Raw genomic sequence first — 20,925 nt, forward strand, 5'->3', positions numbered from 1 at the left:
TGCCGTTGCAACACCGGCGAAGCCACAAACTGATACGCTAGACTTCCAAGTGCATTAGGCCTTTTTAGTGTCTGCTTATTGGTTTGCGATCGCAGTAACTCCATCATACAGCGAAGGTTGGCTCTCAGCCATTTGCGAAAGCGTTTCAAATCAGCAGCCCATACGCGCCTTCGTGTTTTAGCAGGGCCACTTTTTGCTCTACGCCTCCGGCGCCGGAGAAGCCTCCGAGGCCTCCTGTCGCCGTGATGCGGTGGCAGGGGATGATGATGGGGATGGGGTTGGCGCCGCAGGCCTGGCCGATGGCTTGCGGGGTGACGGAGAGGTCTCGGGCGAGGTCTCCGTACGTGCGTGTCTGCCCCAGCGGGATGGCGAGCATGGCGGCGTAGACTTGTTTCTCGAAGGCGGTGCCGGAGGGGTCCAGCGGCAGGTCGAAGCGGGTCAGGGTGCCGCTTAGGTACGCCTGCATTTGCGCCCGTGCTTCGGCCAGCAGGGGGGTGTCGGGGCCGGATGCCTGCGCGTTCCAGTGGAGCGCTGTGATATTCGTTTCGGTCGCCGCGATGCCGAGGCGACCGAAGGGGGAGGGGATGGTGGTGATGTTCATCCCAAAGCGGCGTTGCAGCGCGCGCAGGTGCCCAGGTGGGCGTGGGTGCCGACATCGGGGAGGATTTTCCAGCAGCGTTGGCATTTTTCACCCTCGGCGCGTTCGAAGACGACGCTGATGCCCTCGGCCTCGGGCAGGCGGAAGGCCTCGGCCGGGCCGGGATCGCCGGTGATGCTGATCGCTGAGGTGATGCAGAGATCGGCGAAGTCGGTGCTTTGGGCGATGGAGCGGGTGGTCTCGTCGTCGATATGGACGGTTGGTGCGGCCTCAAGCGAGGCACCGATGACCTTGTCACGGCGCTGGATTTCGAGGGCGGCGGTGACCACGCGGCGGACCTTGCGGATGGTGGCCCATTTGCCCGCCAGCGCGGCGTCGTGCCAGTCGGCGGGGGTGTCGGGGATGTCCTGCAGGTGGACGGAGCTGTCATCGCCGGGGAAGCGGTGGAGCCAGACATCCTCCATCGTGAAGGCAAGCATGGGGGCCAGCCAGGTGGTGAGGCGGTGGAAGAGGATGTCGAGGACGGAGCGGGCGGCGCGGCGGTTCAGGCTGTCGGCCGGGTCGCAGTAGAGGGCGTCCTTGCGGATGTCGAAATAGAAGGCGGAGAGGTCGACGGTGCAGAACTGGAAAAGGGCGGAGAAGACGCCCTGGAAGTCGTACTTTGTGTAGCCGTCGCGGACCAGCTGGTCGAGTTCGGTCAGGCGGTGCAGCACCCAGCGTTCCAGTTCGGGCATATCGGCGGGGGCGACGCGTTCGGCGTCGGTGAAGCCGTTGAGGTTGCCCAGCATGAAACGCATGGTGTTGCGCAGGCGGCGATAGCTGTCGGCGACGTTTTTGAGGATCTCGGGGCCGATGCGGTGGTCGTGGGTATAGTCGGTTTGGGCGACCCAGAGGCGCAGGATATCGGCGCCGTATTGTTTGACGACTTCTTCGGGGACGATGGTGTTGCCGAGGGATTTCGACATTTTCATGCCCTTTTCATCCAGCGTGAAGGCATGGGTGACCACGGCGCGGTAGGGGGCGTGGCCCTTGGTGCCGACGGATTGCAGCAGCGAGGAATGGAACCAGCCACGGTGCTGGTCGGTGCCTTCGAGGTAGAGATCGGCGATGCCGTCGGGGGAGCCGTCTTGGCGGTCGCGGATCACGAAGGCGTGGGTGGAGCCGCTGTCGAACCAGACGTCGAGGATGTCGAAGACCTGTTCGTAGTCGTCTGAATTGACGTCATTGCCGAGGAAGCGTTCTTTGGCACCTTCGGCGTACCAGCAATCGGCGCCTTCGGCCTCGAAGGCCTCGACGATACGGTCATTGACGGCTGCGTTGCGCAGCAGGAAGTCAGCGTCGGTGGGCAGTGCGCCTTTCTTGACGAAGCAGGTCAGGGGAACGCCCCAGGCACGCTGGCGGGAGAGGACCCAGTCGGGCCGGCCCTCGATCATCGAATAGAGGCGGTTGCGGCCGGTCTGGGGAGTCCAGTTGACGTTGTCGATCTCGGTCAGGGCGCGCTGGCGGATGGTTTCGCCCTTTTCGTCCTGCCCGTCGCCGACCTTTTGGTCGATGGCGGCGAACCATTGCGGGGTGTTGCGGTAGATCACCGGGGCCTTGGAGCGCCAGGAATGCGGGTAGGAGTGTTTGATCTTGCCGCGTGCCAGCAGCCCGCCGACCTCCGCCAGTTTGTCGATGACGGCCTTGTTGGCGTTGCCTTCCTTGCCGTTGGGCTTGAGGATCGACTTGCCGCCGAAAAACGGCAGGTCGGGACGGAAGGAGCCGTCCTCTAGCACGTTGTAGGTGATGACCTGCTGGAGCATGCCGAGATCACGATACAGTTCGAACTCCTCCATCCCGTGGGAGGGGGCGCAGTGGACAAAGCCGGTGCCTTCGGTATCGGTGACGAAATCGGCAGCGTGGAAATCACGCGGGTCGTCCCATTCGCCGTTGCTACCCTCAGCGCCTGCAAGGGGGTGAGAGAGGCTGAGGCCGGAAAGCTCGTCAGATGTCACATCACGCAGACGGGTGTAGTGACCGTCTTCCAACCGGGCACGGCTAAAGACGTCTGCCGCGAGGTTGTCGGCGAGCAGATATTTGTCGCCGACGCTGGCCCAGCATTCGTCTGGTGTACCGGTGACTTCATAGAGGCCGTAGGAAATGTCTTTCCCGAACACGACCGCTTTGTTGGACGGCATGGTCCAAGGGGTGGTCGTCCAGATTACGACATAGGCATTTTTCAGTGATTTGTTTTGCTCAAGGTAATCATATACCGCCTTGGGTGCAGCTTCGCCGTCTTTTCCCTGACCTAGTTCAAGGACTTTTTCGTCGGTAAGTAAGCCAATGTTTTCTTGCGGATCAAAATTACTGAGATCCTGTTCCCTCACCACCCGAAATTTCACCCAGATCGTGAAACTTTCCTTGTCGTGATACTCAACCTCGGCTTCGGCCAGTGCGGTTTTCTCGACCGGGGACCACATTACGGGTTTGGAGCCCTGATAGAGGGTGCCGTTCATCAGGAATTTCTGGAACTCTGCTGCGATCACTGCCTCGGCGTGGTAGTTCATGGTGAGGTAAGGATCGTCCCATTTGCCGGTGATGCCGAGGCGCTTGAATTCCTCGCGCTGGATATCGACCCAGCCCTGGGCAAAGCGGCGGCATTCCTGGCGGAAGTCGACGATGTCGACCTCGTCCTTGTTCTTGCCTTTGGCGCGGTATTGTTCCTCGATCTTCCATTCGATGGGCAGGCCGTGGCAGTCCCAGCCGGGGACATAGCGGGCGTCATGGCCCAGCATCTGCTGCGAGCGCACCACCATATCCTTGAGGATTTTGTTCAGCCCGTGGCCGATATGCAGATTGCCGTTCGCATAGGGAGGCCCGTCATGCAGGATGAAGGGTTTGCGCCCCTGTTTTTCGCGCAGGCGGTCATAGATGCCGATCTTTGCCCAACGCTCCAGCCACTCGGGTTCACGTTTTGGCAGGCCTGCGCGCATCGGAAACTCGGTCTCGGGCAGGTTCAGGGTGTCTTTGTAGTCGGGCGTATCGGCGCACATGGGTGCTCTCCGTCAGGGAATATCAGAACTGGGAAGGTCGGCGCGGGCATCCATACGCCTTTGCCCGGCGGCTCAGTTATTGAGCGCCGGGACGGTAATTCGAATGATGATGCCGAACTGTGTCCACATGGGTCGGTGTATAGACCTATGGGTCCGCATCGTCCAGCGGCTTGTCATGCGGTTTTTCTGCCGATTGGATCACCCGGTTCAGCCAATACAGTCCGATCAGAACCACCCCCAGCAGCAGGAAGGAGAAGAAGCGCGTCAGACCGGTCAGGTCGCTGGCGTCGATCAGGTAGACCTTGGCGATTGTCAGGACGATCCCGGTAATGCCCAGTTTGCGCAGGGCCGAGGAGCGGCGCAGATAGGCCAGCAGGATCAGGGTGACGGAGGCCAGCAAGAGCGCGACGGTGTAGCTGTATTGCTCTGCGTCCATGATCTTCCAGGTCGACAGTTTCGGCCCATGCCAGAAATGGCGGATGGACAGGCCGATATAGCAGGCCGCGACAAACCCGCCGATGGCCAGATAGATGCGCTTCAGCCATTTGCGTGCGCTCAGCAGCCAGAGCCCGGTCAGGATCAGGACCAAAGCTGGCAGGCCATATGCAATCAGCAGGCTGGAGAAGACCGGCGGGCCGATGACCCAATTCCCGGCGAACAGGTCAATCAGGGGGTTGGACAGCGTCAGGTTGAACAGCAGCAGGGCAAAGCCCATCAGGGCAAAGAGGGTGGCCAGTATGGCGCGGACGACATTGAGCGGCCCGCCGATGCGCTGGCGATAGATTTGTGCGGCGGAGGAGATCAGCCAGACGGTGGCGTAGAGGCCGACCTCCCAATGGGTCAGGTCGGTGCTGCGGTCGTCAAAACGCCCGACCCAGCGATAGATCAGCAGGCTTGCAAGTATGGCAAGCACGGTGACGGCGACGCTTTCCAGCACCATCCGGGCGGCGGGCCGGTCCAGGTCGGACAAGATGCTGCGGGCGGCGATAAGCAGGGCGGTGGAACCGCCAAAGACGATCAGAAGTTCGGTGATGGAGGCGGTTTCGGCAAAGGGAATGCCGGGGTAGATCACCAGCCGCCAGCCTGTGGCCAGCGCCCCAAGCTGCACGAACCATGACAGCGGCGGCAGGTTGAAGCCCCGGTCCAGAAGTGCGGCGCATAGGGTCATGACGGCCAGCGCCAGTGTCAGGGCGGTCAGGCTGAGCATTGTGATTAGGGCGAGCGAGATCAGCGTCAGCGCCGCTAGGACAAAGGCGGCCACCGGGCCGTTGCCGATGCCTGTGGCGCGCGCGCTGCGCTCTGCCAGAACGGTCATCAGGCCCGTCCCGGCCAGCGCATGCAGCGCCCATGGCCAGTCGCCAAGGATCGCAAACGGCGTCCAGAACAGATCCAGCAGGATGATGGCTGCCGGTGTCAGGATTGCCGCGCCGATCAGCCAGAACCGGGCATAGGCCACCCCGGTCAGGGCGCGCAGGCTGGCGAGCAGGGACATTGCCAGTGGGACAGCGGTCAGCAGGGTTATGGTGTTGGGCGGGCTATCCTCGGGGTTGATGCGTTGCCAGCGGATGAAGTCGGAAAAGGCCGGGCCGTTGTCCAGCGCTTCGAGGCAGATCAGGGCGAGAAAGCCGAGGGCGGGCAGGATGATCAGATCGCTGAGGGCTGCGGCTTTTTTGAGCCAGAGGGCGGCCAGTGCAAACAGGGCGCATAAGCCCATTAAGGCCAGGTGCAGGCCACCGTCATACGCGCTCCAGACGATCAGGGTGATTGCGGTTGCCGCCAGCATTGCGCCGGCGCAGATGCGGGTCGGGAAGTCTGGCCAGATGCCTTTGATGCCTGCGCCGCCCAGGCTTTCCAGCACCATTGCACCGCTATGGTCGGGCACCAGCCGCCGCACCGGGATGGTGGCGGTGGTGACCAGTGTGATCAGGGCGAAGGCGAGGTAATGCGGTGATCCGGCCTTGATCATGAAGAGCATGGCGGCCGCCGCGAAGGCCAGGAACAGGCCGAGGACGGAAATCCAGGCGGTACGTTTGACTGTGTCGACGCCAAGCGCGATGGCAGCGATCAGGGCGAAGTAGTAGTAAAGGCCGTTGGCATCGCTGTCGCTGCCGCCGACAAGGAAAGGCGCGGCGGCCCCGCCGATCAGGCCGATGGCGATCAGGAACGGGCCGTAGAACCAGCCTAATATCAGCGCCATCAATCCGGTCAGGCTGAGCCCGGTAAAGGCGAGGCCAGAGCCGATCAGGCCGTAAAGTTGCCGGGCCGCGAAAATGCCGACAAATATCGAGACAAGCCCCGCCCCGGCAAGGGTTGAGGGGAGAAAGGCTGTTGGTCCGTCCTCATCCCCGACACGGCGCCGGATCCATTCGGCGGCGGCAATCAGGATGGCACCGAAGGCGAGGGCGCTGAGGACGCGGAGCTGCGGGGTCAGCAGGCCTTTTTCGATGCCGTATTGCACCAGATAGACCCCGGCCATGGCGAAGGTCAGGGCGGCGATTATCAGGAACCAGTTTTCCCTGGCCCAGTTGATCAGGCCGGTGATCCGGTCCCCAGAAAAGACGAAGGCGCGGGGGGGCAGGTCGTTGGGGCGCTCGGCCTCGGGGATGTCGGCAGGGGCAGGGGGCTCCAGCCGGTTTTGCGGCGGTGTGGCGGGCTGGGGCGGCGGCGCGCTGGTGGCGGGCTGCGGTGTCTGGACGGCAAGGGCGGGCGGTGTCTCGGGCCGGGTGTCCTGCTGGGTGGGGTGCGCGTCTTTGGCCGCTTGTTCCAGATCACGGACGCGGCGCTTCAGGGCGCCATGGCTGAAGAACAGGTAGACAAGAACACCGACAATAATCAGGGTAAAAAATTCACCGAACATGCTGCTCACCACCTGGCGGGTTACATTTGCATTTGCAGTTAAGGAGTTAGCTCTGTTTACGACAGATTTGTAAAGCTGGTCGCGGCGTTTCTTTGTGACCTGTGTTGTTCAGCCATTGCCAAACAGCCCAGCTAGTGCGCGTTTGACAAGGCTGCCGACGCGGGGGCGTTTTTCGGTGTGAAACGGCATTGGGCGGCAGACCTCTATCGCGGCGATGCCGACCCTTGCGGTCAGCGCGCCGTTCACCACACCCTCGCCAAAGCGGCGCGAGATCTTTGAGATCGCCCCGCCGCCTGCGACCGAACCGATCAGGTCATCCCCGACCGCCACCGCGCCTGTGGCCAGCAGGTGCATCGCGACGGCGCGCAACAGCCGCCACGACCCCAGCGTCCCGGCGCGGCCGCCATAGACCTCAGCGATGCGGCGGACCATGCGGATATTCGCGGTCAGCGCCACAATCACATCCGCCAGCGCCAGCGGCACAAGGGCAGTGGCCGCCGCGACCGAGCGGGCGGCTGTTTCAATCTCGACCCGGGCCATCTGATCCAGCGGTGCCATCAGGCTGCGTTCTGTCAGATCGAGAATGGCGTCGGCATCCAGCAACTCGTCGCGGCGGGCCGTCAACGCATCAAGACCCAGACGCAGATCGTCGCGGTGGCGGCACAGGCGTTCCAGCCTGCCCGAGAGGGAAAGTGCGGCGGTTCGGTCGCCATCCCGCCGGACCTCGGCCGCCTGGGCCTGAAGCCGGTCGATCCGCGCCAGCCGGGCAAGGCCTGCCAGTTCGCGCAGCAGGAATAGGATCAGACCCAGGGCGACGATCCCGACAAGCACAAGGGCGATCCAGCCGAGGACCTGATTGCGGCTGACGAGATTGGTTACAAAATCCCATGCTGCCAGCCCGATGGCCATGGCGATCAGCCCGGTCAGCGCGGCCCAGACAAGTTTGATGAAGGGATTGGCGCGCTTGGCCGCCAGCTGCAGCCCGCGCTGCATTGCGGCGGTCTGGGGCGCGTCAGGAACCGGCGGGGCCTGATCCGGGCCCGGGGCCGGGTCCAGCTGGTCGGCGTCGATGATGACCGGTCCGCGGCTCATTCTGCTATCTCTGTTGACCAAACATATTCAACATCCGGCATCTTTTCCTCGTTGTCATCTTCGGTGCGCCGGGCCTCTTCAAAGCCTTCGCGCAGATAGAACCGGCGGGCGGGCATATTGGCCTGAAAGGTCCAGAGGCTGAGGCGCGGCGCACGGGATTTCGCGTCGTCCAGCAGGCGTTTGCCGATCCCCTGGCTGCGCGCAGCACTGCTGACGTAAAGCGCAGAGACATAATCGGTCTCTAGCGTCAGGAACCCCAGAACATCATCGCTTTCGGCGATGGTCACGCGGTGGGTCCGGATTTTTACCAGCATAAAGTTGATGTCTTCTGTCGGCGTGTGGAGGCGCGGCATCCATGGCGTCTCGGCGATCCAGTCAGCAAGGATGCGGGCGCAGGGGTCGGCATCCACGGGCCGGGCGGGGCGCAGCCGGACGCTCATAGCTTGTCACCAAGCAGGAATTGCGCGGCACGGTCCAGCCGGATATGCGGCGGGCCTTCGCCGGGGGCCAGCGTCAGTTTTGGCGGGGCGAATTTCATGTCCGAGAAATCCGCGTCCAGCCAGTGTTCGGCCCCTTTGCGGGCCGGTGTCAGCAGATGTGAGGGATCATCGGGCAACTCGCCAGCGTGCATCGCGGCGTTGCGTCCGTCCATCAGGGCGCCGCGCACCGTCTGCAGGGTCTGGCCGTCATGGGTCACCGTCTGTTCGGTGGTTGCGCGCAGGGCGGCCAGTGCCATGCCTTGTGTTTTTGCGCCTTTGAAATCGGCGCGGCGGCGGGCCTCGTCCAGCATGGCTTGGGTGATTGCGGCCAGCCGATCGTGCTGCGCATGGTGCAGATGGTCGGCCTTGGTTGCGGCAAAGAGGATTTTTTCGACCCGTTTGCCCAGCAAGGGCGCGAGCCAGGAATTCCGACCGGGGCGGAAGCATTCCAGAATATCGGTCATCGCCTGACGCTGCTCTTCCAGGGCCTGCGGTCCGGCGGCGATGGCAGAGAGCAGATCGACCAGAACGATCTGGCGGTCCAGCGCGGCGAAGTGATCGCGAAAGAAGGGTTTGACGACGATGCGCTTATAGGCATCGAAACGGTGTTCGAACGCCGCATACAGGCTGTTGCGGCCCGGGCGGTCCGCTGGTTTTGGCAGCGGCGTAAAGGTCAGCGCCGGAGAGCCCGCCAGATCGCCGGGCAGCAGGAACCGCCCTGGGGCCGCGGCAGACAGGCCCTGATCCTGCGCGGCCCGCAGATAGTTGGTGAAGCTGCCTGCCAGCGCGGCGGCTGTGGTTTCGTCCAGCATCGCCGCCGGGTCTGCCGCGCCAAGCGTATCGAGCCAGGGCCGGGCGAGGGCGGCGCGTGCGGTTCCGCGCGCCTGATCCAGCGTGGCTGCGGACCAGTCTGCATAGCTTTGCGACATCAAGGGCAGGTCCAGCAGCCATTCGCCGGGATAGTCGACAATGTCCAGATGCACGGTTTTGGGCCCGGTCACCCCGGAGAGCAGGCCCTGCGGGCGCAGTTTCAGCGACAGCCGCAGCTGGGAGATTGTTCGGGTGCTGTCGGGCCAGTGGGGGGCGGGGCCGGTCAGTGCGGCCAGATGGGTTTCATAGTCGAACCGCGCCACCGCGTCATTCGGCTGCGGCTGCAGAAAGGCGGACAGAATGCGCCCCTCGGCCTCGGCGGCCAGCTGAGGCATCCGGCCCCGGTTCAGCAGATTGGCGACAAGCGAGGTGATGAAGACGCTTTTGCCCGCGCGCGACAGGCCGGTGACGCCCAGCCGCACCACCGGTTCCAGCAAGGCGCGCTCGACGCCGGATTGCGCGGCCTCTATCTGGCGCGCGACGGCGTCGGTGATATCCCCAATCCCGATCATTCGATTCATATAACAGCGGTTTGGATGAAAAACAGGGGGTTGGCGACAGGTCTTTGCCGCGCTAGGGGCAGGGGATGCCTCGGTATGCGTTGAAAATCGAATATGACGGCGGGCCGTTCGCGGGCTGGCAGCGTCAGGACGGACCGGCGACCGTGCAGGGCGCGGTGGAGGCGGCGCTGCGCAAACTGGAGCCCGGGACCGGCAGTATCGCAGCAGCAGGGCGGACGGATGCGGGTGTGCATGCGTTTGGTCAGGTGGCGCATGTGGATTTGGTGCGCGACTGGGAGGCGTTTCGGTTGTCAGAGGCGCTGAACTACCATCTGAAGCCAGCGCCGGTTGCGATTGTGGGCGCGGCGCGGGTTGCCGATGATTTTCATGCCAGGTTTGATGCGGTTGAGCGTCACTATCTGTTCCGCCTGCTGGTGCGCCGTGCGCCGATGACGTTTGAGGCCGGGCAGGTCTGGCAGGTCAAGCACCCGCTTGATCTGCAGGCCATGCAGGCCGGGGCGGCGCATCTGATCGGGCGGCATGATTTTACGACGTTCCGCTCGTCTATCTGTCAGGCGGACAGCCCTGCGCGCACGCTGGATCGGCTGGATGTATCGCAGATTGAGCGGCCGGATGGTATCGAGTTCCGCTTTGATGTTCGCGCCCGCAGTTTTCTGCACAATCAGGTGCGCAGCTTTGTTGGCACGCTGGAACGGGTCGGTGCAGGGGCTTGGCCCGCTGGGCGTGTGGCCGAATCTCTGGCGGCTTGTGACCGGGCGGAATGTGGGCCTGTCTGTCCCCCGCAAGGTCTTTACCTCGCAAATGTTGTTTATCCGGTTGATCCCTTCGATCAGGCGATGCTGTAGGGTGGGTTTAAACCCACCCTACCCGTTACTCCCGCAACAGCATCAGCAAGCCTGCGGTGACCAGCGCGACCCCCAACAGCAACGCGACCGGCGGCCAGCCCTGTCCGGTCAGGCCCTGCAACAGGATCACCCAGACGGGCACGGCATAGGTATAGGCCATCACCTTCGCGCCCGGCAGGCGAAGGGCCGCGAACTGGATCAGGAAAAACGTCAGGGCCGATGCAAACACCGCCAGATAGATCACCGTGCCCCAGACGATCCCCGGCAATCCCGCCCAGTCGGTGTCCCGTATCGCGCCAAACCCGACAAGGCATAGGATCAGCGCTGCTGATGCCAGAACGCCAAAGGAAAACACGGCCACCGGCTCGCCCCGGCTGAATTTCGCGACCAGCACCGGATAGAGGGCATGGGCGATACACCCGGCAAAGAAAATCGCCTCGCCGTTGCCGATGCGAAAGGCCAGCAATGCCTCGATATCAGCCCCGAATATCACCCAGACCGCCCCCGCAGCCGCCGTTGCAAGCGCAAGCGCCATGCGCGGCGTGGTGCGCTGGCGCAGGATCAGCCAGCCGAACACCGCTGTCATCAGCGGCGTCAGCGTGAAGACCGCCGACGTCGCGACGGGGCTGGCATAGCGCAAGGCGACAAACATCAGCACGAAATAGCTGCAGAAAATGCCCGCCAGCAGACCATAGCGCCAGGGCGCGGCAAAGGCCTGCCGTGTCAGGCCCGGACCTAGTGCTGCCACCAGCCCCATCACCGCGGCTGCAATCACAAACCGCAGCGCGTTCAGCGCCACCGGATCAATCAGCGGTGCGATCCGGCTGCCCAGAACAAAGGAGCCCGCGACCAGCCCGGAAAAGACCAGCATCGCGGCATGGCCCTTGCGCGCCTCGCCTGCGCTGTGTGTAAGCTGCCTGCTCATGCCGATACGCTATGTCCCGCCTGCCAGCCTGTCGAGCGGTTTGCGTTGACCTGACCTGGCGCGCGGGCCAAAACGGTCCCATGCAGATGATCCATGTGAACAACCTGAACCTGCACATCCAGCAGGATGGCGATCCTGAGGGCCGTCCGGTGGTGTTTGCGAACTCTCTGGGGACGGATCTGCGGGTCTGGGATGCGCTGCTGCCGCATCTGCCCGCTGGTCTGCGTCTGATCCGGTACGACAAACGAGGCCATGGGCTGAGCGACATGCCAAACCACGCTTGGGGCATGGGGGATCTGGTTGCTGATGCCGCGGCCTTGCTGGATGCGCTGAACGTGCACGATGTGGTTTTTGTCGGACTGTCCATCGGTGGGATGATCGGGCAGGGGCTGGCAGCGGAGCGCCCTGATCTGGTGCAGGCCCTGGTGTTGGCTGACACAGCGGCCAAGATCGGAACGCCGCAGATGTGGCAACAGCGGATCGAGGCGGTGCGCAAAGGTGGTCTGGAAAGCATCGCTGACAGTGTCATGGAGCGCTGGTTTTCCCCCGCCTTCCGAAAGGTTCGCAGCACTGAATTGGCGGGCTGGCGCGCCATGCTGACCCGGACCCTGGCGGAGGGCTATATCGGGTGCTGTCAGGCCATTGCCGATACCGATCTGATGGACAGCACGGCACGGTTGTGCCTGCCGGGGCTGGCGCTGGCCGGTGGTCTTGATGTCTCTACCCCGCCTGATCTGGTGCGCGAAACGGCGACTTTGATCCCTGAGTGCCGGTTCCAGCTGATCCCCGGTGTCGGCCACCTGCCCTGTGTGGAGGCCCCGGCGGAAACCGCGCGGGCCATCCGCGATTTCATCGAAAGGGTGTAGCGTGGCCATATCCCCCTTTGACTCCGCCTTGATGTCCGGCAGCTATGGCGACCCTGAGGTCCAGCGCCTGTTTTCCGACAGCGCCCAGATACGTGCCATGTTGATGGTGGAGGGGGCATTGGCCCGGGTGCAGGGCGCGCATGGTCTGATCCCGGCAGAGGCCGCAGCCCGCATCTCTGCCGCCGCGCAGGATGTGCTGATTGACCCGGCCACGCTAGCTGCAGGTGCAGCGGCTTCGGGCACGCCGGTTCCGGCTTTGGTCGAGGCGTTTCGGGCCCAGCTGGGCGAGGATGCGGCGCCATACGTGCATTGGGGCACGACCTCGCAGGATATTGCGGATACCGGGCTTGTGCTGCGATTGCGCCGGGTGCTGGATATTTTTGATGCACGGCTGGCCGATCTGGCGACCGCGCTGGCCGGGCAGGCGGCGCGTCATCGGCAGGCCCCGATGGTGGCTGTCACCCGCGGTCAGCCGGCAACGCTGACGACATTGGGGGCGCGGATTGCGGGTTGGGGTATGCCGCTGCTGCGCCATATTGACCGGATTGAGGAGTTACGCCCGCGCCTGTTGCAGGTCAGCCTTGGCGGGGCGTCGGGGACATTGGCGGCGCTGGGTCGCTATGGGCCCGGGATCGCTGACGTGCTGGCCGAAGACTTGGGCCTGCAGGCCGCATCTTTGCCGTGGCATACGGCCCGGGACGGGATGGCCGAGGTGGCGGGTCTGATGGCGCTGATCACCGGCACGCTGGGCAAGATGGGCGGCGACATGTTGCTGGCGATGCGGGATCCGGCCAGCGGGTTTTATGCAGGGGACGGGGGCGGGTCCTCGACCATGCCGCATAAGCGCAACCCGGTTGTGGCGGAGCATCTGGTTCATCTGGCGCAGATGAACGCATCGCTGATCAGCGGAGTGCATCAGGCGATGCAGCACAGGGACGAGCGGGACGGGGCCGCCTGGGCAACCGAAACCGCGCTGCTGCCGCAGATGATCGCGCAGGCTGCGCTTGCTTGCCTGCGCGCACATGATCTGGTGACCAGCCTGCGGTATGAGCCGGGGGAAATCACGTCTGATCTGATTTTTGCCGAGGCCTGCAGTTTCGCGTTGGCCCGCCACCAGCCCCGCCCCGTGGCGCAGGCCCGGATCGCTGAAGCGGTCACCGTTGCCGTGACGGAGGGCAAATGCCTGCGGGCGGTTTTGGAAGCGGCGCCCGATCTTCAGGGCATGGATTGGTCAGAGTGCTTTGACCCCGCCCGGCAACTCGGCGCGGCCCCGCTTTTCGCGGATCGCTTCGTTGCGGCCGTGCAAAGCCGGTTTCAGGACCCGACCTGACGCCAGAGCGCCTCTTGGTTGATCGGGGCGTCTGCCTTTGGCTGTGTGTCCGGCGCGTTAGCGTCATAGCAGTCTGCAACCGGGGTATCCTTTGCCCCCGGGTCAATCTCGGGCTGGTCGGCCCCTTCCGGTTCAACCAACGGGTCCCTGTCGGGTAGGGTCGTCTCTGCAAAAGCCGAAGGCTCCTGTACTGCGGCGGGCTGCTGGCAATGCGGACATATTGGACCCTGCTCATCGACCGTTAGGGCGTCGGGTGAGGGTCCGGTATATGGTTCCGTTTCAAGGCTGTCTGCCGCAGTTTCAACCGGCATTTCTGTTTCGGTATTCACCGACATGTCGGCCTGTGGCTCTTCTGGGGTGGCCGAACAAAACTCCGGTTCGGGTCCGAGCTGAGTGTCTGACGGGTCGGCCTCTGCATAGAGTGTGGTCTCTGGCACGTCCTCGCCGAGGTTTATGGCCGTTGCCTCATGAGACGGATCATCCTCGTGGTCTGTCTGGTCGGTTGCATCGCCTGTCTCCTGGAAATGACTGTCGGGCTCAGCTTCTTTGGACGCAAAGGGATCTTCGCCGTCCGTTGGCACGCCGGCGTCCAGTTGTTCGGTGAGGGGAGGAGCGGCCTCGGTCGTGATATCTGCGGGGCTGGGCGCCATCGCGTCGGCGAGCAGCCGGGAAATCGGGGCGGTCTGGGCGAGGGCCAGGTCGCGCAATTGTCCGTGGGGCAGGCTCGCCAGCGCTTCGGTCAGTTGGAGTTCCAGATCCTGACGGCTTTCGCCATCGGCCGCAGGGCTTTCAGCGATGTCGCGCGTCAGGTGGTCCAGCACCGTCTGCAGGCCGGTATTGATCCGGGTCAAACGTTGACCCTCTGCGATCAGGTGCATGGGGGCGGTATCGGCGCTGGCCAACCGATCAATGATCCGATGCAGATCGCGTCTTTCGGCCTTGTGATCGGTATCCGAGAGGCGGTTGTCCAGCGTTTTAGTCTGATCCAGCAGCGCGCCCAGATTTTCCTGCAGGGCATTGTGACCGTCCTGATAGGTCTGGGTGGCGCTTTGCAGTTGCTGGGCGATGGCTTTCAGTTCGCACAAAAGATCGGCCTCGGCAGGGGTGCCCCCTGCGTCGTTGCCGTGGGCGGGCAGCAGGGTTTCGAGCCATGGCGGCGTTGCGATGGTTTGAAGCAGCGTGTTCACTTGCTCGGACATCTCGGGCAGGTGATCAAGTCCTGCCTCAATCCGGGTCAGCCGGTCGTCCAGCGCCTGCATGTCCGGGTGCGGCGCGTGGTTGGCGGGCGCGAGGTTGAGCAGCAACCCGGCCTGCAGCACCGGCGGCTGGCAGGCCCGGGCGGCGTCCAGAAGTGCGGTGATTTCAGAGGCCGTGGGATGATCCGCCCCAGTGGGCTCAAGGCCGCTGAGAATGCCGTCAAACTCTGCCAGTGCGGTGCAGGTTGCCTCGGCCTGATCGGGGGACAGGGTGAAGGCATAAACCCCGTGCATCAGCCGGATCACGGGCGTAGGCACAACATCCGTCAGCTTTTCCAGCATCGCGTGTTCCGCCCCTGTATCGCTGACGGGGATCTGCAGCAGGTGATCCGCCGCGCCAAGCGCCACCAGGCGGTCGAGGTCAGGCTGGAAATCCATATTGTCGGGTGTGGCGTCTGGCATGATAAGGTTCCGGGGGTGTTTTGGGCCTGTTTTAAGCGCCGTTTCCTACCAAAACCCTAACGCGGGACCCGGGAGCGTTATCAAAGGGTAAAGCCGGGGCTGCATCGCTTCATCTCAGTTAACCAATGAGTAACGGCGGCAATGCTACCGATGGCCCCGGGCTTGCAGAAAAGATTCGCCATGGACGCACTAAGCTATGCATTTATCGGAGGAGCCGCCGTTTTGGGCGGGGGCCTGTCCTATGCCGTCTGGAGCCTTAAGCGATGTATTGCCAACTGGGCAGAGACGCGGCGTCTGGCGAAGATCGCGACGGAAGAGGTTGAGGACGATACGGATGATGATCCGATCTTTCACGATGTTATCCAAAAGCCAGTGCCGCCGCCCGAGCCTCAGGTCGATCTGACGGCGGAGTTTGCCCGGCTGCACAAGGCCGTCGGCGAAATTGCCCGGGCACAGGTGCGCATGATCGAGGCCAGCGAGACGGAGGAGGAGGCTGAGGCCGTCGTCCCGATTGAGGAGCAGATCGCACAGGCGCTTGCCCCACTGGCTGAGAAGGTTGAGGCGCTGACGCCGCTTTTGGCCAGGTTGGATGACCTTGGTGAACAGGTCGAGGCGATGTCTGCGCAACTGGTCGATGCGCCCGCGCAGACGGCCCAGCTGGAGTTGCTGGATGGGTTGAGCAAGCGGCCGGATGCGCCGGATATTCAGGCGATCTCGGACCTTGTGTTGCCGCAGATCGCATTGCTTGGGCAAGACGTGCAGGACCTGGCCGGGCAACTGGCAGGGATGCAGCCGGTGCTTGCAGGATTGGTTGAAAGGTCGGAGGTGTTGCCCGTCGGCGCAGCCCCTGCGGAAGGTCAGGAAATGGCGTCGGATGATACGTTGCCGGAGGTTGATCAGGTTGTCGCGGGCATGACCGGTGATGTGGCGGCCGAAATGGATCTGGCGGATGTTGGTTTTGTGAGTGGAGGTGATGGCCCGGAAAGTGGCGAGGCTGCGTTAGCTCTGCCTGGTGACACTGACGAGGACTTGGGCAGTACAGTGGGGGTTTCAGAGCAGCCGGACGATCTGCAGACTGCTTCGGTGGCTGATGAACCCGCGCCTCTGCCGGACGGTGGCGGCGTGCTTAGTGCTGAGGGTGATACTGATCCCGATGGTCCAGCCAAGCCTTTGGCGCGCAAGGGTGTCAGCTATGTCCCGGCGGCGTCGACCAAGCCGCGTAAACCGGTTGGCGCGCTGGAGAGTGAGGGGCTTTTGCAGGCCTAGAGCAGTTTGCGTTTGACCTGAATCACTTTTTGCAACCTCTCCCTTAGGTTGAACACGAAAAGCAATAAATGATGTTTCAGATAAAACGCAAAATGCTGTAGCGCGACGTGCGAAACCTGTCTCATCTATAGCGTGTCGTGAAATACCTGAGAGGTCAGGCATCATCGGGTGCCTTTAAATCTCTGATTTCAGGCAGCCTTGGGTGATACAGCTTTCATATGGCGCTTCAGCGCTGGCTGAAATCAGCGATTGAGGGCGGGGTAAAGCGCGCGGAACCGGGAGAGCCGTGTTTCGTAATAGCTGCGATGGTCTGGGTTCGGTGTAATCTGGCGCTGGGCTTCAGGGGCCATGCAGACGGATTGCGGGTCTGCGCCTGTTGCGGCGCAAATCGCCAGCCTTGCGGCCCCGAATGCGGCGCCGACATCGCCTGCCTTTGGGACGGCCAGTGACAGCCCGGTGACGTCAGAGATGATCTGTAGCCAAAGGTCAGAGCGGCTGCCGCCGCCGATGGCAAAGACGGTTCCGGGTTCAGTTCCTGCTGTGTTGAGGGCTGCGACATTGTCCGCCAGCGCAAAGGCGACGCCTTCCAGTAAGGCGCGGGCCAGATCGGCGATATCGGTGGATTGGGTCAGGCCGTCAAACGCTCCGGTTGCGGCTGCGTTGTTATGAGGTGTGCGTTCCCCCGACAGGTAGGGCAGGAAGGTGACGGGGGTTTTGTCGATCCGGGCCGCAGCTTGCGTCAGCGCGGCAGGGGGCTGGCCGGTGATCCGCGACAGCCAGTTCAGACTGTCGGCGGCGGACAGGATCACGCCCATCTGGTGCCAGGTGCGGGGCACAGCATGACAGAAGCTGTGGACGGCCTGTTCCGTGTTTGGCGCAAACCCTGCGGTGGTCACAAACAGCACGCCGGAACTGCCGAGCGACAGGAACCCGGACCCCGGGGTGACGGCCCCGACGCCGCAGGCGGAGGCCGCGTTGTCCCCGCCGCCGCCGGCCACGGTGACGCTGCGTTGAATGCCCCAGCGCTTGGCTAATTTGGGCCGAAGCGTGCCGGAAGCCTCTGTCCCCTCAACCAGATCGGGCATTTGCTGATCGGTCAGCCCCGTGGCGCTTAGCAATTCGGTGGACCACTGCCGCCGGGCAGCATCCAGCCACAGGGTCCCGGCGCTGTCGGACATTTCCGAAACATGCCCGCCGGTCAGCCAGAGCCGGACATAGTCTTTCGGCAGCAATACCTTGGCGATCTGATGGAAGGTATCGGGTTCGTGCTGCCGCACCCATTCCAGCTTGGGCGCGGTAAAGCCCGGCATCACGATATTGCCGCCGATGCCGCGAAAATCGGCGCGCGCTTCCAGCGTTGCGCATTCCTGGGCGGACCGTCCGTCATTCCAAAGGATGGCAGGCCGCAGGGGGCGATCTGCGGTGTCGAGCAGCACCGCACCATGCATCTGGCCGGACAGGCCGATGCCGCTGAGCGCAGCCATTTCTGTTGGATGATCCGAGGTGAGGCTGTCCAAAGACGCCTCAACCGCGGTGATCCAGTCAGCCGGGGCCTGCTCGGACCAGCTTGGTTGGGGGCGGCTAACGGATAGGGGGGATTGCGCCTGACCGATAACGGTCTGCGCTTCATCTATCAGGACCGATTTGACGCCGGAGGTGCCAAGATCAATCCCGAGAAACATGTGTCATCCCTTGGACATAGTGGGGCGCCGGTTTGGCGGCGCCCGACGGAGAGGTCAGGTGTCAGAAATGACCGTGCCGTCTTTGGTTTTCAGCTGACCTTCGCATACCGGCGTGCCATCGCGGTTCAGGCGCGGGGTCATGTAGCCTTCGATACCGTCATCGATCCACCAGTGCTGGCATCCATCAGGATCAATCCAGATATTGGCGTGCCGGTCCTTGAGCGGATAGGTTTCGGCACCGGTATCAACGATCACATCCGGATTGCGGTTACGTTCCAGGCAGCCCGATAGAAGTGTTGCGGCTGCTAGAACTGCTGTCAATCGAACGGTGAATTTCATTGGCGCAGTCTCCAAACTCGTAGTACTAGATATGATCACAAAGCAATGATCCCAGCGCGATATCTAGTCAGATTTCCGTAGCGTAACAAGTAAAATCATCGCGTTTTGTCAAAGCGTTGTCAAAACAAGTTAAAGTTGTGTTCGATGGCCAACAGTTGCGATTTTCGTGTATGTGGGACCGCAATCGCTTTTTGTTACAGGATAAGCTGCTTTATCTAAGGCGGAATGTCCGCGCGCAGGCTAACCCTGCGCCTTCAGAAGCCGTTGCTTCTGCCGATTCCAGTCGCGCGATTTTTCCGTATCACGCTTGTCGACCGTTTTCTTGCCTTTGGCGAGGCCCAGTTTGACCTTCGCCAGGCCCTTGTCGTTGAAATAGATTGCCAGCGGCACCAAAGTCATGCCCTGACGGCTAACGCCCTGCCACAGGCGGGAGATTTCGCGTTTGGTGGCCAGCAATTTGCGGCGGCGGCGTTCCTCGTGTCCGAAGGTCTTGGCTTTGTTGTATTGCTCGATCTGGGCATTCACCAGCCACAACTCCCCATCCTTCACCTCGGCATAGCTTTCGGTGATCTGGGCCTTGCCCTCGCGCAGCGATTTGACCTCGGAGCCTTCCAGAACGATGCCGCATTCGATGTCATTCTCGATGGCATAGTTGTAGCGCGCCTTGCGGTTCGCGGCGATGGTATTGGTGCTGGATTTCGGTTTCCTGGCCATGACGGCGTGATCTAAGCCCGGGTGGGGTCAAAGTCCAGTGGGTTCGCACGGACCGGGCGCGCGGTACCTTGCTTAGAATAGAGGCGCAGTCCTAAGGTTCCTGCCGCTCCGGGCGGCGATAGATGCCTTCGGGCAGGTCGAGCGCAATGCGCAAATCCTGCAATTGGGCCATGGACAGGGTGATGCTTTGCGTCGCTTCGGTTCGCGGGTCCAGCTGTTCAATCGTGACCTGATCATCATAGATGGTGATGCTGACATCCTCGCGCAGGGCACCGGTGCCTTCGTCGATCAGGGTGATGACACTTGCGTCAAAGCCGTGTTCGTTGGTGAACATCGGTCAGCGGCTGGAACTGCGGCGGTCGCGGCGGCTGGACATCGGCTGGAAGGCAACCTGCACATGGGTTTCGCAATAGGGTTTGCCTGGCACGCTGGGGTGACCGCAGAACCAGAAATCTTCGGTCGCGGGGTCGCCGATGGGCCATTTGCAGGTGCGTTCGGTCAGCTGCATCAAGGTCAGCTTCTTGGCCTTTTTCTCCAGCTCCTCCATTGATTTCAGCGTCTCGGGCGAGATTTCCGAATTCGAGGGCTGGGGCGGCAGCGGTTGACCGGCCACGATGGGCGGCTTGGCGCGAACCGGTTGTTTCACCTCCGGCTCGGGCGCTTCGGCTTTGGGGGCTGGTTTGGCCTCGGCCTTGGTCTTGGCGGCGGCTGGCTTGGCCGGTTTCGCCTTGGCCTTTGGGGCTGGCTTCGCCTTGGCAGGTTCTTTTGCCGGGGCCTTGGCGGCTGTTGTCCGGTTCGACAGCCCGAGACGATGCACCTTGCCGATCACGGCATTGCGGGTCACGCCGCCCAGCTCTTTCGCGATCTGGCTGGCGGATTTGCCTTCATTCCACATGGTTTTCAGGGTTTCGACGCGTTCGTCTGTCCAGGACATCTGTTTCTCCGGCTCTCACGGGCAAGGCCACAATATGACGCTTGCGCTGGGGGGTTACAAGGGGAGAGTGTAGAATTGCTGAACCTGACGTGTGTGTAACACGGCTGGTCCGAGGCGTTCAGTCGCCTGCAATAAAGACACACATCTGCCAACGCCCGCCTTCAAGCGTGAAGATTGCGCGGTAATCAATCGCGCTGCGCAGAAAGTCCCGGCTGACAAACCCTTTGCGGCCATCGGCCAGCGTGACGGGCAGATAGGCGTCCTGGGAATAGTCCGGCACCAGAACGACATCATGGGAAAGGGCATCAATCGCAACCGCATCGCTGCTGGGCCCATTGCGCATAAGCACATCGGTGCCGGTCACGAAATAGGTGAGATAGGGATCGTATTGCTCGGGCAGTTCAAAGCTCCACATATGCGGTGCGGTGAACACATCTGTGCCTTCGAAGCGGCCGCCGAGGACAAGAACCTGCTGCAACTCCTGCCAGAGCGGGTTGTTCGGATCCGCCAACATCTTGCGCAGTTCCGCATGACCGCTGGCCCCGCCAAAGCTTAGCTTGATATCAGGGCAGCTGGCCGCCACGACCCCATCAGGATCGCGGCTATCAACGGCCTGGATCAGCTGCGCGCGGTAGCTGGCAAATGCGGGGTTCAGCGTGGCCTCATCAACCGGTGGGGCCTTCAGCGTCTGCGCGGCAAGGGACGTGGGCAAAAGAATTGTTGCGGCGATTGCGGACCAGATATGACGGCGCATGGCATCCCCTTAATAAGACAGTTGTCCCTACGTTACCGCCGTACTGCGCGCTGTTCGAGCGATTCGATGCTTAAAGTTTGACAAATCCCCCAGCCCTGCGTCACAAACATCTTTCCCCATCTGTGCGGCCGCAGGTGGGGCGTTTTGTTTTTTGGCCGCAAGA

Annotated in this window: 18 protein-coding genes; 4 read left to right on the forward strand and 14 right to left on the reverse strand. The window is 62.7% G+C overall.

Features of this window, described 5'->3' with window-relative positions; translation table 11 throughout:
* Positions 1-145 precede the first annotated feature (145 nt).
* From ACW9UQ_RS10505 to ACW9UQ_RS10530, 6 genes are all read right to left on the reverse strand, one after another.
* Positions 146-601, reverse strand: a complete 456-nt coding sequence (locus ACW9UQ_RS10505) for a methylated-DNA--[protein]-cysteine S-methyltransferase (protein ID WP_458930973.1) — start codon at positions 599-601, stop codon at positions 146-148.
* Positions 598-3,630, reverse strand: coding sequence for an isoleucine--tRNA ligase (gene ileS, locus ACW9UQ_RS10510; RefSeq protein ID WP_458930974.1), 3,033 nt, complete (start codon positions 3,628-3,630; stop codon positions 598-600). Before ileS ends, ACW9UQ_RS10505 begins: the two co-directional genes overlap by 4 nt.
* A gap of 145 nt (positions 3,631-3,775) precedes the next feature.
* The gene (locus ACW9UQ_RS10515; protein ID WP_458930975.1) at positions 3,776-6,487 is read right to left on the reverse strand and encodes a DUF2339 domain-containing protein; all 2,712 of its coding nucleotides are present in this window, start codon (positions 6,485-6,487) and stop codon (positions 3,776-3,778) included.
* 108 nt (positions 6,488-6,595) lie between these two features.
* Entirely contained in the window at positions 6,596-7,579 is a 984-nt protein-coding gene (locus tag ACW9UQ_RS10520) for a YcjF family protein (protein WP_458930976.1), read from the reverse strand.
* Positions 7,576-8,019: a GNAT family N-acetyltransferase gene (locus ACW9UQ_RS10525; RefSeq protein ID WP_458930977.1), complete on the reverse strand. Its 444-nt coding sequence runs from the start codon at positions 8,017-8,019 to the stop codon at positions 7,576-7,578. Before ACW9UQ_RS10525 ends, ACW9UQ_RS10520 begins: the two co-directional genes overlap by 4 nt.
* The gene (locus ACW9UQ_RS10530; RefSeq protein WP_458930998.1) at positions 8,016-9,437 is read right to left on the reverse strand and encodes a YcjX family GTP-binding protein; all 1,422 of its coding nucleotides are present in this window, start codon (positions 9,435-9,437) and stop codon (positions 8,016-8,018) included. Before ACW9UQ_RS10530 ends, ACW9UQ_RS10525 begins: the two co-directional genes overlap by 4 nt.
* Positions 9,438-9,514: 77 nt before the next feature.
* On the opposite strand from ACW9UQ_RS10530, the gene truA reads away from it, so the two are divergent.
* The gene (gene truA / locus ACW9UQ_RS10535) at positions 9,515-10,294 is read left to right on the forward strand and encodes a tRNA pseudouridine(38-40) synthase TruA (protein ID WP_458930978.1); all 780 of its coding nucleotides are present in this window, start codon (positions 9,515-9,517) and stop codon (positions 10,292-10,294) included.
* Between the two features lie 25 nt (positions 10,295-10,319).
* On the opposite strand, the gene ACW9UQ_RS10540 is transcribed toward truA, so the two are convergent.
* Positions 10,320-11,219: a DMT family transporter gene (locus ACW9UQ_RS10540; protein WP_458930979.1), complete on the reverse strand. Its 900-nt coding sequence runs from the start codon at positions 11,217-11,219 to the stop codon at positions 10,320-10,322.
* An 80-nt stretch (positions 11,220-11,299) separates the two neighbouring features.
* On the opposite strand from ACW9UQ_RS10540, the gene pcaD reads away from it, so the two are divergent.
* Positions 11,300-12,085 carry a 3-oxoadipate enol-lactonase gene (gene pcaD / locus ACW9UQ_RS10545; RefSeq protein WP_458930980.1) on the forward strand — a complete coding sequence of 262 codons (786 nt, stop codon included), beginning with the start codon at positions 11,300-11,302 and terminating at the stop codon, positions 12,083-12,085.
* Position 12,086: 1 nt separating this feature from the next.
* Positions 12,087-13,415, forward strand: coding sequence for a 3-carboxy-cis,cis-muconate cycloisomerase (gene pcaB, locus ACW9UQ_RS10550; RefSeq protein ID WP_458930981.1), 1,329 nt, complete (start codon positions 12,087-12,089; stop codon positions 13,413-13,415).
* On the opposite strand, the gene ACW9UQ_RS10555 is transcribed toward pcaB, so the two are convergent.
* The gene (locus ACW9UQ_RS10555) at positions 13,400-15,073 is read right to left on the reverse strand and encodes a hypothetical protein (protein ID WP_458930982.1); all 1,674 of its coding nucleotides are present in this window, start codon (positions 15,071-15,073) and stop codon (positions 13,400-13,402) included. The genes pcaB and ACW9UQ_RS10555 overlap by 16 nt on opposite strands.
* A 180-nt stretch (positions 15,074-15,253) precedes the next feature.
* Here ACW9UQ_RS10555 and ACW9UQ_RS10560 point away from each other — a divergent pair, with 180 nt between their 5' ends.
* A complete protein-coding gene (locus ACW9UQ_RS10560) occupies positions 15,254-16,339 on the forward strand; it encodes a hypothetical protein (protein ID WP_458930983.1) in 1,086 nt (361 codons plus the stop codon).
* A gap of 242 nt (positions 16,340-16,581) precedes the next feature.
* Here the strand turns inward: ACW9UQ_RS10560 and xylB are convergent, their stop codons facing one another.
* From xylB to ACW9UQ_RS10590, 6 genes are all read right to left on the reverse strand, one after another.
* The gene (gene xylB, locus ACW9UQ_RS10565) at positions 16,582-18,021 is read right to left on the reverse strand and encodes a xylulokinase (protein WP_458930984.1); all 1,440 of its coding nucleotides are present in this window, start codon (positions 18,019-18,021) and stop codon (positions 16,582-16,584) included.
* Between the two features lie 54 nt (positions 18,022-18,075).
* Positions 18,076-18,360: a hypothetical protein gene (locus tag ACW9UQ_RS10570; RefSeq protein WP_458930985.1), complete on the reverse strand. Its 285-nt coding sequence runs from the start codon at positions 18,358-18,360 to the stop codon at positions 18,076-18,078.
* A 240-nt stretch (positions 18,361-18,600) separates the two neighbouring features.
* The gene (gene smpB / locus ACW9UQ_RS10575; RefSeq protein ID WP_458930986.1) at positions 18,601-19,074 is read right to left on the reverse strand and encodes an SsrA-binding protein SmpB; all 474 of its coding nucleotides are present in this window, start codon (positions 19,072-19,074) and stop codon (positions 18,601-18,603) included.
* A gap of 91 nt (positions 19,075-19,165) precedes the next feature.
* Positions 19,166-19,408, reverse strand: coding sequence for a hypothetical protein (locus tag ACW9UQ_RS10580; RefSeq protein WP_458930987.1), 243 nt, complete (start codon positions 19,406-19,408; stop codon positions 19,166-19,168).
* A 3-nt stretch (positions 19,409-19,411) separates the two neighbouring features.
* On the reverse strand, positions 19,412-20,008 hold the full coding sequence (locus ACW9UQ_RS10585; protein WP_458930988.1) for a GcrA family cell cycle regulator: 597 nt from the start codon (positions 20,006-20,008) through the stop codon (positions 19,412-19,414).
* Between the two features lie 118 nt (positions 20,009-20,126).
* Positions 20,127-20,762, reverse strand: a complete 636-nt coding sequence (locus tag ACW9UQ_RS10590) for an SH3 domain-containing protein (protein WP_458930989.1) — start codon at positions 20,760-20,762, stop codon at positions 20,127-20,129.
* Positions 20,763-20,925 lie beyond the last annotated feature (163 nt).

The organism is Halovulum sp. GXIMD14793, from assembly GCF_054457435.1.

Coding starts and splice junctions, on each gene's coding strand:
- ACW9UQ_RS10505 (WP_458930973.1), bottom strand. CDS start 601: ATGAACATCACCACCATCCCCTCCCCCTTCGGTCGCCTCGGCATCGCG.
- ileS (WP_458930974.1), bottom strand. CDS start 3,630: ATGTGCGCCGATACGCCCGACTACAAAGACACCCTGAACCTGCCCGAG.
- ACW9UQ_RS10515 (WP_458930975.1), bottom strand. CDS start 6,487: ATGTTCGGTGAATTTTTTACCCTGATTATTGTCGGTGTTCTTGTCTAC.
- ACW9UQ_RS10520 (WP_458930976.1), bottom strand. CDS start 7,579: ATGAGCCGCGGACCGGTCATCATCGACGCCGACCAGCTGGACCCGGCC.
- ACW9UQ_RS10525 (WP_458930977.1), bottom strand. CDS start 8,019: ATGAGCGTCCGGCTGCGCCCCGCCCGGCCCGTGGATGCCGACCCCTGC.
- truA (WP_458930978.1), top strand. CDS start 9,515: ATGCCTCGGTATGCGTTGAAAATCGAATATGACGGCGGGCCGTTCGCG.
- ACW9UQ_RS10540 (WP_458930979.1), bottom strand. CDS start 11,219: ATGAGCAGGCAGCTTACACACAGCGCAGGCGAGGCGCGCAAGGGCCAT.
- pcaD (WP_458930980.1), top strand. CDS start 11,300: ATGCAGATGATCCATGTGAACAACCTGAACCTGCACATCCAGCAGGAT.
- ACW9UQ_RS10555 (WP_458930982.1), bottom strand. CDS start 15,073: ATGCCAGACGCCACACCCGACAATATGGATTTCCAGCCTGACCTCGAC.
- ACW9UQ_RS10560 (WP_458930983.1), top strand. CDS start 15,254: ATGGACGCACTAAGCTATGCATTTATCGGAGGAGCCGCCGTTTTGGGC.
- xylB (WP_458930984.1), bottom strand. CDS start 18,021: ATGTTTCTCGGGATTGATCTTGGCACCTCCGGCGTCAAATCGGTCCTG.
- ACW9UQ_RS10570 (WP_458930985.1), bottom strand. CDS start 18,360: ATGAAATTCACCGTTCGATTGACAGCAGTTCTAGCAGCCGCAACACTT.
- smpB (WP_458930986.1), bottom strand. CDS start 19,074: ATGGCCAGGAAACCGAAATCCAGCACCAATACCATCGCCGCGAACCGC.
- ACW9UQ_RS10580 (WP_458930987.1), bottom strand. CDS start 19,408: ATGTTCACCAACGAACACGGCTTTGACGCAAGTGTCATCACCCTGATC.
- ACW9UQ_RS10585 (WP_458930988.1), bottom strand. CDS start 20,008: ATGTCCTGGACAGACGAACGCGTCGAAACCCTGAAAACCATGTGGAAT.
- ACW9UQ_RS10590 (WP_458930989.1), bottom strand. CDS start 20,762: ATGCGCCGTCATATCTGGTCCGCAATCGCCGCAACAATTCTTTTGCCC.